Source organism: Martelella sp. HB161492 (assembly GCF_013184775.1).
Lineage (GTDB): Bacteria > Pseudomonadota > Alphaproteobacteria > Rhizobiales > Rhizobiaceae > Martelella.
Genome location: NZ_JAATVV010000001.1, coordinates 604649 through 615872, shown reverse-complemented (window position 1 = coordinate 615872; position 11224 = coordinate 604649). Strand labels below are relative to the sequence as shown.

Here is an 11224-nt window from a genome sequence, read left to right as displayed (position 1 = left end):
CTACGGGCCGTATTGGGGCGCAACTAGGCGGATCCAATAGCATCAACCTGCTCCGCAATGAATTCTCTGTCTACGATGGGGCCGCGACCGACGCGGCGCTCCAAGCTTTGAGTGCAATCTCATGAACGATGTTTTCCTGAAGTTTACCGATGAAGCAGCGGCCATCGCTGCGCTTGCCTCCGAGAGTATCGCCCAGGACACCGAAAGCGGAGAGCTCCCGACTATGGGCGCGCTTTCTGATGGCACCGACTTTGTGCTGCACGTCTGCGGCCAGGGATCGGGCACAGTTTACGAGCCGACTGGCAACACCATCACAGACGTCAATGCGGAAACTGGCGAAGATAATAGCCGGTCAGAGATGACGGTGGTGTCCGGCTATCACATCAATATGCGCTTTGACGGCGATGTTCCGGCAGGCCTTGCCGGTTTCGATATCGCACCGCAAACCCCAGCCGAGCGCTTCGCCTGAGGCGAGAACATGCGTTCTTATCTCTGATCTGGCGCATGTAAACGTGACCAATCCGGCAACGGAACACGAACAGACCCTGAAGGTCTGAACCTGACCATTTTACTATTCGTTGAGGACCATCAAAATGACTGTGACCACGGTTTCCAGCCGGGGCGCTGCCTTTGTGCGCCTGCATGAAGGTTGCCCGACAACCGCCTATCTCGATCCCGTCGGCGTGCCGACCATCGGGCCGGGCTTCACCATGGCCTCGCCCTACTGCAAGGCCGAGCTTCAAAAGATCGGGATCACCAGGCTTGTTCCCGGCAAGACCAAAATCGCGACGGAAGACTGCGACCGGATCCTGCAGGTCGTTCTGGGCAACGGCTATGGCAAAGAAGTTGTCGCGAACTCGCCGGATGATCGCACACAAGCCCAGATGGATGCCGGGACCTCGGCCGCCTATAACCTCGGTGGACGTGTCGTCTCGAAATGGCAGTTCGGCAAGCTCTGGCGCGCTGGCAAGCTGAAAGAAGCCGCCGCCTATCTCGGCAGCCACTACAACACCGCCGGCGGCAAGCAATTGCCCGGTCTGGTGCGCAGGCGCAAGGAAGAGGCGCTGCTATTCGAAAAGGGCATCTATACCGGTGTCGACACCGTGGCCCCGGCACCCGAAGGCGTTCCGCGTCAGGCCACGGCAAAGCCCGCCGTCACCGCTGACCCGGTGGTGAAGGAAACGCAGGAACTGCTGACGGCGCGGGGCTTTGATCCGGGTGCGATCGATGGCTGGTTCGGGCAGAAGACCAAGGCGGCGGTGCTCGCCTATCAGATGGCGCATCCGCATCTGGTCAATGACGGCATTATCGGCCCGGCCACACTCGCGCAGCTGCGCCGTGATGCAAAGGCCTTGAAAGATGCTGCCGCGAAATCCGGCGCCTCTGCCGCCGCTGCCAGTGCCGCCGCCTGGACGGCAGGCCTGCCATGGGGCTGGATTGCTGCCGGTGTCGCCGCTGCGGCCATCCTCTGGTTCGCGTGGAAATACCGCGACATTCTCGCCCGCCGCATCAACACCGTCACCGGTCATGAGGTTGAGGTATGATTGCAGCACTCCTCACGCTTCTGGTGAAGATCGGTGCTGGCGGGATCCTCGACAAGGCGGTGGCGCTTCTGGAAAGCCGCGCCGCCGAAGCGATCGACCAGAAGAAGATCGAAGCCGATCTGACGGCGGAATATCTGAAACAGGTCATCGAAGAGACCCGGACACTTGCCGATCTCAACGCGAAAAAACTTGCGGTCCCGTGGTTCTGGATCTTCGCCGCGCTCTTCCTGGTGCCGCTTGCCATCTGGTGGGCGGCAATCTGCCTCTACAACATGCTGTGGTGCCCCGACTGCGTCTATGCGCAATCCTGGACGATCGCCGCTTTCCCGGCGCCGCTCGATGAGTGGGCCGGCAACATGATCCAGTGGGTCTTCTATATCGGCTCCGGCGTTGCCGGGCTGCGGGCAATCCTGAAATAGCGGGGCATCAACATGACGGTCGATCTGGCGCGACAGCTGGGCGAAGTGCAGGGCAAGCTCGATGCCCTGATCCAGAAGGTGGACGAAAACAGCGCCAGCCATTCGGATATCCATCACCGGCTGAACACGGTCGAGCACCAGAACGAGCGCTTGCTGGAACAGAACCGGGCGCTATCCGAGCGTCTGGGCGAGACCGAGGAGTTTGTCGCCGAGTATCAGAAGATCAAGCAGATCGGCCGCGGCTACATCCTCGGCGCCGCCATGGCCGGAACCGGCTTCGGCGTGTGGCTATCCGACGGGCTTATGCAGATGCTCAGAGCGTTGAAGGGAGGGTAAACAAATATCAAATCATCGGTACTCCTTTGATAAGATCATTGTTTGCCGCATTAAGAAGCAAGTCACTTGGCCCTCGCGATTTAACTCCCAGTATTTCTAGAGCATATTTGGCTCTGGAAGCTGCAACATATAACCTGTTATGCGCGGAGTAAGCGGCATAATTTCTAGAATTGGAATCTTCCGTTTCACCCTCAAGTGGTACACGCCCCCTGTCCACTCCGACGATCAACACGACATCAAATTCCAAACCGCCGACAAAATCGACATGACCTGCAACCAAATGGCCGGACCTTTCAGCTTGTTTGACTTTCGTGAAGTCTCCACGACGCTCTAAGTATGTCACAGCTTTATTTGTCTTTATCGTATGTTCGCGGATCTTTTCCATAATTTGATCCGATAGGGTAGTAATTAATACTTGGTATCTAGCAGAATTCGTTTCTCCTCGAAGGTTTTCTGCAATCGTGAATGCTTCCTCAACCATCGAATCGTCATCGGAAAATTCTCTGTATGTGACTGGTTGAGAACGCCGTTCTTCATCAGGGGTAAAAACACTTTGCGAGCCAAGTAGTGTATTTTTAAAATGTGTAAACAACGTTGCTCCAGAAGCTAATACGGAAGCAGAAAATGCAGTTATAGCAGGAGAGCTTCTAAAGACAGCCGAGTATTCGGTAATTTCTGGCGCAGTTTTATTGTCCGAACCAAAAAGTTCTGAAAGGGATGCTGAATCATTCCATCCCCTGTCGCCAACGGCTTGAGATTCATCCATAGTGAAGGAAATCGGAAAATTACCTACTTTCCGTGTAAAATGATGAAATACATGGAGCTCATTTATATTAAATAGGTGCGTTTCATCGATACCAATAAAATCGAACCCCTCTCGGATTCTTCGTCTCCTCCAGATGGGGGTGTCTAGTTGGCCTATTGCCGAAATAACTACGTCGTCTGTATCAAATTGATTAGATTTCTCAAGTTGCTCCTGGTATCTTTTGAATACGCTAAATGCATAACCTTTGTCGGCGTCGTTGGATATATTCAATCCAAACATCAATGAAGGACAGCGTTTGTAGACTTCGAAAGAGTCTCCAGCTCGCCCCTTAATTAAGGCACTGATCTCGTGCTGAATCAATGGTGCCAGATCAGCGTCAGAAAGCGAATCGATCTGGCGCTTTAGTTCATGGCTAAGGTGTAATTTGAATGAAGGATAGTCGAGTTGTTTCGATACGGCAATCGCTTGCTCGATGTACATTTGCTGAAGTATCTTTGAATCTTGGGCGTCACGATCAACGAATTCAGTCTCGCTTATGGAACGTCCTAAGAAATCAGCGCAGAGCGATGCCAAAGTTTCCACCTTGAGGGCTACCGAATCTTGTTTCGAATCTCTTTGATGAAATCCCATTGTGTCAATGGTGGCGAGAGCATTGGCTATGGATTCCCGAGTTGCTTCGCTATGCGTGACTAGAAGTGCATGAAAGGTTTCACTTGCCCTCTCGGCTCGGTCAAGGAGGTAAAGCGCTCGCAATATCAGCGAGAGTGTTTTTCCCGTACCCGCAGCTCCGAAAAGGCGGTGGGGTGTATCTGCCGATGAGTAAATGAACCTTTTTTGAGGGGTTGTTGTAAGTGGAAACCATTCACGGAATGGCATGTGGATTGAACGACCGAGAACGGCTGTTGAGTCCAACTGAGTCGATCCTACAGCACTTGGGCTACCCGCAAGCGTTGAACCTTTTGCCGCCTCTGCTGTAGTTCGATAGATATCTGCAAGACGATCTACCACCCTCCGTATGTTGGCTTCATTCGCAACTTCGTTTGTCGAATCTGCGCCTTCGTGGCCGGATTTGTATACCAACAGGAAGGAGCCATCCATATCGCGCTTCTTTAGACGCTCGTGCAGTGGTGCTCGTTCAATGGCAATTCGGAATGGTGAGGCATTCGAGTATGGCAATGGAAATAAAACAGCTTTTGTGCTTCCGAATATTATTTTTTCAGAAGCATTAAGTACATTATTTGACCAATATTTTGTGCAAAATCTAAGAAGTTTTTGAAATGATGTAAGCGTTTCTGATGATCGAAGTTGCGTGAATAGCGATGACTGCTCGCAGTCTATTACAAGAAATTTTTTCTTTTTCCAGTTTCCGTGGGTTGTTAAAAAAGCACCTTCACCATCTTGGAATAAAGTTATTTTTCCAATTCTAGCAAGAAATTGTACTCGTCCCTTTAATGCTTGAATAAGTCGATCTCCCTCCTCAAAGTCAATCGATTGATACTCCCTGCCAGATATCAATTCGGAGATCGAGCCATCGTCTATACATATGTATTTCATTCCTCTTGTCCCCCTCTGTTATTTTTAAGACTGTCTGACAGGAAAGCAGATACGCTCTCAGGACGGGGATCTGCTACTCCTATCCTACCGAACAGATGGGAGAATGCCTGTAGTATATGTTCGATAGTTGGGGAATAAACTTCAACAATTGGCATCGCCATTTCTCCTCGAGGAATATCAAGATTGAATGCCAGAGAAATGTTTTCGCATAGATCATGGTAGGTCTCGTGATCGATCCCTTTTCCAAGTTGCGTAGAAATTGACCTGGGTAAAGTCTGTACTTCACGAAGTAGGCATACGAAACCTATTTCACGGGTATCGTCTATAGAGAGTGATTCCAAAATATAATATCCGAGAACTTCATGGCGGATGAGGCGTTTTATTAGTGTTTCGATGGATTTTGGCTTTTTGTCTCTAAACCAAGTGTAAATTAAATTAAAATCATTTTTTTCATTTAATTCTTCAAATTCTTTCATTGAAACGATATGGTCTCGAAATTGTTCGGAAATTTTATTTTTTGTTTTTTCACCCTCTTTAATAGGGAAATGGATTTCCGCTATGTCACTCAGTGGGATTGAGCCTATTAACGCATCTGAAACATCAGCACTTTTTAATATAGAGCGTAATCTTCCGTTTTGTTCGTTTCGTTCCTGGCTGACTAAAATATCCAGACCATCACGTCTTAACCAATCCTGCAATTTTACCACAGGCAGGTAATTTAAGACAGGGTATTTGTCTTGGGCGACGTCGCATCTCGCGGTGATCGTTAAACCGAAAACATCGCATTTTGAGTATCTTATGCTTTTTGCACAAGAGAACACAGTACCTTGCGTCAAGTCACCGTACCTAGCGCGGCGTAAGTGTGGGCGTGCACGCTCTAACATTGTTCCCAGCTTTATATTGATTCTTCGTAACCTATGATCTTTTTTTAATTTCTAGCAAGCCTCGACGTCAATCTTGCCGTTCGATTTCTGCTCCTTCATAGTTGGGCGTGCAATCATCATATGTTGAAGCAATAGGGGGGGGCTTTAGATGAAATTGAAGCAGTACTGGGTGCGTGAGTATCGCAGCATTTGGGATAGTGGGCCGATTGAGGTTGATGACCAAACCACCTGCTTTGTTGGCAAGAACGAGGCGGGCAAGACCACGGTCCTCACCGCGCTTTACCGCACGAACCCAATCCGCAAGGCCGATGCTGCCTTTGACGAGACCTACGACTACCCGAAGCGGGAGGTGGAAGACTACCGCTTCGCTGTTGAGAACGGTGAACGTGCGGAAGCCAGCGTTGTTGAGTGTACCTACGAACTCGAAAAGCCAGACTTGTTGGCTGTCGAAGACGTGTTCGGTCCTAAGGTGCTAAAGGGGACCGCATTCAAGCGGACGACTTATTACGGGACGGCGAACAGCCGCTATACGATGCCATGCGACGACGCAGCCGCACGCCGGTACCTTGCCAGTAACCCAGCACTTTCAGATGATCTTCGTGCAGCATTGGGAGCCACTGCGACTTGGCCGGACTTCGCAGCTGCGCTTGATGCGGAGGAAGCGACGGATGCTGTTAGTGCTATAAAGAAGCTTGTGGCTAACGTCCAGGAGCACGGTCTTAGCTATTACATTTTCAACACTTTAGTCTGGCCGCGCGCGCCCAAATTCCTGTATTTCGATGAGTACTACCAGATGGAAGGGCAAGCCAACCTCAATGCCCTCATCGAACGTGAAGATAAAAACAAACTTCTCGATTCAGACTACCCGCTCATCGGTCTCATCAATCTTGCGCGCCTCGATCACCGCAAGCTCGTGGCCACCAACAACACGGTTGAACTTAAGAATAAGCTCCAAGGTGCTGGGAACCATTTGACGCAGCGTATTGTCAAGTACTGGTCTCAGAACAGGCACATACAGATGCGATTCGACGTGCGCGACGCCAAAGCTGGAGACCCCGAAGGAATGCGGCAGGGGGTCAACGTCTGGGGGGAAGTGTACGATTCCGTGCACTGGGCTACCACGCCGTTGAATAACCGCTCGCGGGGCTTCGTATGGTTTTTCTCATTTCTTGCATGGTACGAGGATGTGAAACGCCGAGGTCAAAACGTCATCCTGCTGCTGGACGAGCCAGGACTGTCGCTGCACGGCCGTGCGCAGGCCGACTTGCTGCGGTATTTCGACGCCGAGTTGTCGGGTCACCAACTGCTGTACACCACGCACTCTCCGTTTATGATCGACCCGACCAAATTCGAGCGGGTTCGCATCGTGCAGGATTTGGGCATCGATGCACCCGAGGCCCTTGCCAAGGAGGAAGATGGTACCAAGGTGCTTGCCAATGTATTCGACGCCACCGACGATAGCTTGTTCCCCTTGCAGGGTGCGCTCGGCTACGAAATCCAGCAAACGCTTTTCATCGGGCCGAACTCTCTTGTCGTAGAGGGCGTAGCCGATATGCTATACCTACGAGCGGTTGCTGCGCAACTGTCGCGCGAAGGGCGCGAAGGATTGTCTGAGGATTGGGTGATCACGCCCGTCGGCGGTAGCGGGAAGGTGCCCACGTTCGTGGCGCTCCTCGGCTCGCAGAAGGGAATCAATGTTGCCACGTTGCTAGACATTCAGAATAGCGACAAGCAGTTCGTTGCGGATCTGTACAAGAAGAACCTGCTCACCAAGAAGCACGTGTCGACCTACGCGGACTTCACTGGCACAGCTGAAGCTGACGTAGAGGACATGTTTGACCGGTCGTTCTACCTAGAACTGGTCAACGGCGAGTACGGCAAGCAGCTTGCGTCGAAGATCACGCTTGCGAAGCTCAACCAGAATGTGCCGCGGACGCTGCGGGCGATTGATGCTTGGCTAGCCGACAATCCCATGAAGTCCGGTTCGTTCGGCCACTACAGACCAGCGCGCTACTTTACCGAGCAGCTGGCCACGCTTTGGCCGATGGTGTCGGACGAAACAAAGGATCGATTCGAGGCTGCATTCAAGCACCTGAACGGGCTCTTGCTTAAGTAGTGGCCGCTTGATCGCATCTTGGACGCGTTCTTGAGTCAGCTTGCACGACGTTTTACGCTACGAAGCAGATAGTCTACGTCTGGCCTCAAATCAGGCGTTGAAGAAAGAGATGGTAGGCGATCACTTCTTCCCTTGTTTGCAGGCAAAGGTTGTAAGTTTACGATATTCCACAGCACTTGGTCAAATAAGTGATCGTTGCCTATTCACTGTTGCGTCAAGGTATTTGGAAAGCAGCGAAATGCCCCCTGCGGAGCCGCAGAGCAATTCTCTCTTTAGCGCTTGTTCGTCCACCTGACGGGCCGGTACGCTTGTCCACAGCCCTCGATTTTAGTGGATATGATGGTCCTTCGGAAAAAAACACCGTGGGACACCGCCGCTATAAGCTATTGATTTGAAAGGAGGGGTAATCTGGCAGCGTGGTCCATCAATGCCATTGAATATATTGGATAAATTTCGCATTATTGATTCCTATCAGCGGCACCAGTCTTTTTGCGCCATGCCTGCGGTAACAGGTAAGACGCAGATCTGGAACCATATTTCACCCGCACTTTTTTCCGCCATTCCCTTCGATGAAGGCAGCCTTGCTGGCGCGTTGCCGGTTGGCAGGCCGGCATTGGCATGTGCTGGAAAGAGCTAGCCGTGACTTTTTGTCCGCCCGTCCTGCCGATCGCGAAAGAAGAAGGCGATCAGGCCGGTGGCAATCAGTACCTCAGCCGAAAACTGGAAGACCGACAGGAAGTGCGGTCCGATTGAAATGAGTGCGATCAGAAGCGTGCCGCGTGCCAGCGACAGCATCGTCATGTAGAGCAATGTTACGGCAATTGCCCCCATGCTGATGACCTGCGAAAAGGCTCTGAAATAGAGATACATGGCGAAGGTCGGGACAATATAGGTGAGATAGGCCGGGACCAGAATGGCGAACCCATAATCCTGCGGCAGCGCGACATCGTCCGGGCGCGGCGGGCGGGCCAGCTGTCTCAGATAGAGCTCAAAACCGGGACCGACCTTTTCGAAGGCGATCAGAAAGGCCGCCACGACAGCGCATCCGATGACCAGAATGCCGATGCGCCGGACGCTGTCCCTGCTCTGTTCGGCAAATTCTGCCGTCAGCACCACGATCACCGAGAACAGGAAGACTTTCAGATAGAGCGCAAACTGAGGCAGAAAGGCGTAGGCCCAGGCATTCGTGACGATCCCTTCCATGACGGGAACGCGCAGAAGCTGCTCGTAAAAGGCGGCCGAGCAGAAGAAGACGATGCCAAGCTTTGCCGGGCGTGATCTTTCGCGCAGGCTCAAAGCAAGAATGACCGAGATGGCGTAAAAGGCGAAGAAGCGGACAATCTGGAGCAGCTGCATTTGCTGCGGCAAGTCATCATAACCCGGATAGGGGACATGAAAGACCTGCTGGGCGATGACATGGGCACTCAGTCCGGCAAAGGCGGCGATGACGATATAGAGCAGGGCAAGGCTTGAACCGGGTGACATTCATCCGCGCTTTTGAAGAGATTTCTGATCGTTGGTCCTTGATACAGGCAGAGGGTTTCGCAAAAACGCGTCGTAATCAAGCCTTAGGCGGAAATGCGGCCGGTCCGGCGGCAATCGCCGGTGCATATTATCGCGCAGGACGGAATTTCAACCGGTCCGTCAATCTGTCGCCATTCATGGCAGAAAAGCCCGGGGCCTGCTGCCGGGCTTTTCCGTTTCGTTCAGATGATCTCGCGATCAGTAACCCGAAGGGCAGGCGGCGACATATTTGTTGCCATTGTGATCGCGATAATAGCACTGGTTCTTGCCCCGGTCATTGGCATGGCCGATCAGTGCACCGGCAGCAGCGCCCACGGCACCGGCTGCAACGGCCTGGCCGGTGGAGCCGCCAAGCAGCAGCGTGGTTGCTGCAGCGCCGCCGCCGCCGATGGCAGCGCCCTGCTGGGTGGAGGTGCAGGCCGCAGCCGAAAGGGCACAGCCGGAGACGAGCAGGGCGGCAATCGCGCGTTTGATGAGCATGGGGAGGAACCTCTCTTTGGTGTTTGTTCTGCCGCATCAACGCGTGGAGACGGTTTTCGGTTCCATGATCGCAACACGTCGCGGCAAACAGAAAAGCCGCCGGCTTGCACCGGCGGCTTTGAACTCTGGCTCAAACGCTGGCCTTCAGAGGCCGACGGTGCGCTGTTCCAGTTCCTCAAGCGTGATGCCCTTGGTCTCCGGCGCCACGGCAATGGCGTAGAAGATGCCGAACACACAGCAGACGGTGAAGATCGCGAATGTGCCGACAATGCCGACCTCATTCAGCAGCACCGGGAACATCAGCGCCACGACGAAATTGAAGAACCAGTTCGAGACCGAAGCGAGCGCCATGCCGCGCGGACGCAGCCGAAGCGGAAACAGCTCCGCCATGTAAAGCCAGGGCAATGGGCCAAGGCTGACGGCGAAAAAGGCGATGAAGGCAAAGATGCCGAATGTCGCGATATAGGGCGTTGCCGGGATGTCGATGATTGTGGCGCCGGTGACGATCGCCATGGAGCAGGCGGTGCCGATAAAGCCGATGATCAACAGCTTGCGGCGGCCGATCGATTCCACCAGATACATCGCCACCACGGTCAGAACGACGTTGACAACGCCGATGCCGACGGTTGCCAGAAGCTGGGTGGTGGTGCCCGAAAAGCCTGCATGTTTGAAGATTTCGGGCGCGTAATAGATGATCGCATTGATGCCCGAAAGCTGCTGCAGCACGAAGACGATCATGGCGAAACTGGTGACCGGCAGGATACCCTTTTTCAGGAAGGTATTCCAGGCGGGCTTTGCTTCCTCGTCCTTGGCCGATTCCTTGATCTCGTTGATGATCCGGTCAACATCCGCCTTGCTGGCATCGGGCTGCAGCTTGGTGATGATATCGCGCGCCTTGTCAGCATTGGAATTCAGTGTCAGCCAGCGCGGCGTCTCCGGCGACATCAGGATGCCGACCAGTGCAATGATCGACGGGAAAACGCCGACACCGATCATCCAGCGCCAGTCACCCGACTGGCCGAAGGCGGCATTGCTCATATAGGAGACCATGATGCCGATGGTGATCATCAGCTGGAAGGCGGCGACGATCGTGCCGCGGATACGGGCCGGGGCAACTTCCGCCAGAAACATCGGTGCGGTCATGGCGGAAGCGCCGATGCCAACACCGATCAAAAGCCGGGTGAGGGTCAGGAAATACTGGTTGAACGCCAGTGCGGAAATGATCGAGCCGACCAGAAAGATCACCGCACCCAGAACCAGCATCGGCTTGCGGCCGTAGCGGTCGGTGGTGACCATGGCGATAATGGTGCCGGCAACCGCCCCCAGCGGCACAGCCGACGTCACCACGCCTTCCATGAAGGGCGTGATGGTAAAGGTCTGCTTGATGAATGGCAGCGCGCCGGAAATAACGCCCTGGTCGAAACCGAAGAGCAAACCGAAAAGCGCAGCCACGATAACGATGGCAATCAGCATGTTATTCTCCTCCGTATTGCCGAAGCCCCTGAGAAACGGGATACGGTTGGTGAGAGGTTGTTGTTGTTCAGTCGCCCCTTTTTGTCTGTCTTCTATAGTGGCAGCAATAGGACGGCAAGCGGGCATCG

The 11224-nt window shown here is 53.4% G+C and carries 10 protein-coding genes; 5 read left to right on the top strand and 5 right to left on the bottom strand.

All coding sequences use genetic code 11. The features are described from left to right. The first annotated feature begins 121 nt into the window (after nucleotides 1–121). The 4 genes from HCK86_RS02780 to HCK86_RS02765 all read left to right on the top strand — a co-directional run bounded on the left by HCK86_RS02780 (nucleotide 122) and on the right by HCK86_RS02765 (nucleotide 2299). Nucleotides 122–469, top strand: coding sequence for a hypothetical protein (locus HCK86_RS02780; protein ID WP_176082925.1), 348 nt, complete (start codon nucleotides 122–124; stop codon nucleotides 467–469). A gap of 124 nt (nucleotides 470–593) precedes the next feature. Then, entirely contained in the window at nucleotides 594–1544 is a 951-nt protein-coding gene (locus tag HCK86_RS02775) for a peptidoglycan-binding protein (RefSeq protein ID WP_176082924.1), read from the top strand. Further along, a complete protein-coding gene (locus HCK86_RS02770; protein WP_176082923.1) occupies nucleotides 1541–1963 on the top strand; it encodes a hypothetical protein in 423 nt (140 codons plus the stop codon). Before HCK86_RS02775 ends, HCK86_RS02770 begins: the two co-directional genes overlap by 4 nt. Before the next feature lie 12 nt (nucleotides 1964–1975). Next, entirely contained in the window at nucleotides 1976–2299 is a 324-nt protein-coding gene (locus HCK86_RS02765; RefSeq protein ID WP_141151226.1) for an aminoacyltransferase, read from the top strand. Between the two features lie 7 nt (nucleotides 2300–2306). On the opposite strand, the gene HCK86_RS02760 is transcribed toward HCK86_RS02765, so the two are convergent. Next, a complete protein-coding gene (locus tag HCK86_RS02760) occupies nucleotides 2307–4619 on the bottom strand; it encodes a UvrD-helicase domain-containing protein (RefSeq protein WP_176082922.1) in 2313 nt (770 codons plus the stop codon). Beyond that, nucleotides 4616–5455 carry a hypothetical protein gene (locus HCK86_RS02755; protein ID WP_176082921.1) on the bottom strand — a complete coding sequence of 280 codons (840 nt, stop codon included), beginning with the start codon at nucleotides 5453–5455 and terminating at the stop codon, nucleotides 4616–4618. The genes HCK86_RS02760 and HCK86_RS02755 overlap by 4 nt, the downstream gene beginning before the upstream one ends. A 196-nt stretch (nucleotides 5456–5651) precedes the next feature. On the opposite strand from HCK86_RS02755, the gene HCK86_RS02750 reads away from it, so the two are divergent. Continuing rightward, on the top strand, nucleotides 5652–7619 hold the full coding sequence (locus HCK86_RS02750; RefSeq protein ID WP_176082920.1) for an AAA family ATPase: 1968 nt from the start codon (nucleotides 5652–5654) through the stop codon (nucleotides 7617–7619). A gap of 633 nt (nucleotides 7620–8252) precedes the next feature. On the opposite strand, the gene HCK86_RS02745 is transcribed toward HCK86_RS02750, so the two are convergent. The 3 genes from HCK86_RS02745 to HCK86_RS02735 all read right to left on the bottom strand — a co-directional run bounded on the left by HCK86_RS02745 (nucleotide 8253) and on the right by HCK86_RS02735 (nucleotide 11222). Continuing rightward, nucleotides 8253–9104, bottom strand: a complete 852-nt coding sequence (locus HCK86_RS02745; protein ID WP_176082919.1) for a hypothetical protein — start codon at nucleotides 9102–9104, stop codon at nucleotides 8253–8255. A 237-nt stretch (nucleotides 9105–9341) separates the two neighbouring features. Next, entirely contained in the window at nucleotides 9342–9623 is a 282-nt protein-coding gene (locus tag HCK86_RS02740; RefSeq protein WP_176082918.1) for a hypothetical protein, read from the bottom strand. Between the two features lie 144 nt (nucleotides 9624–9767). Then, entirely contained in the window at nucleotides 9768–11222 is a 1455-nt protein-coding gene (locus HCK86_RS02735) for a sugar porter family MFS transporter (RefSeq protein ID WP_281409576.1), read from the bottom strand. Nucleotides 11223–11224: the final 2 nt, after the last annotated feature.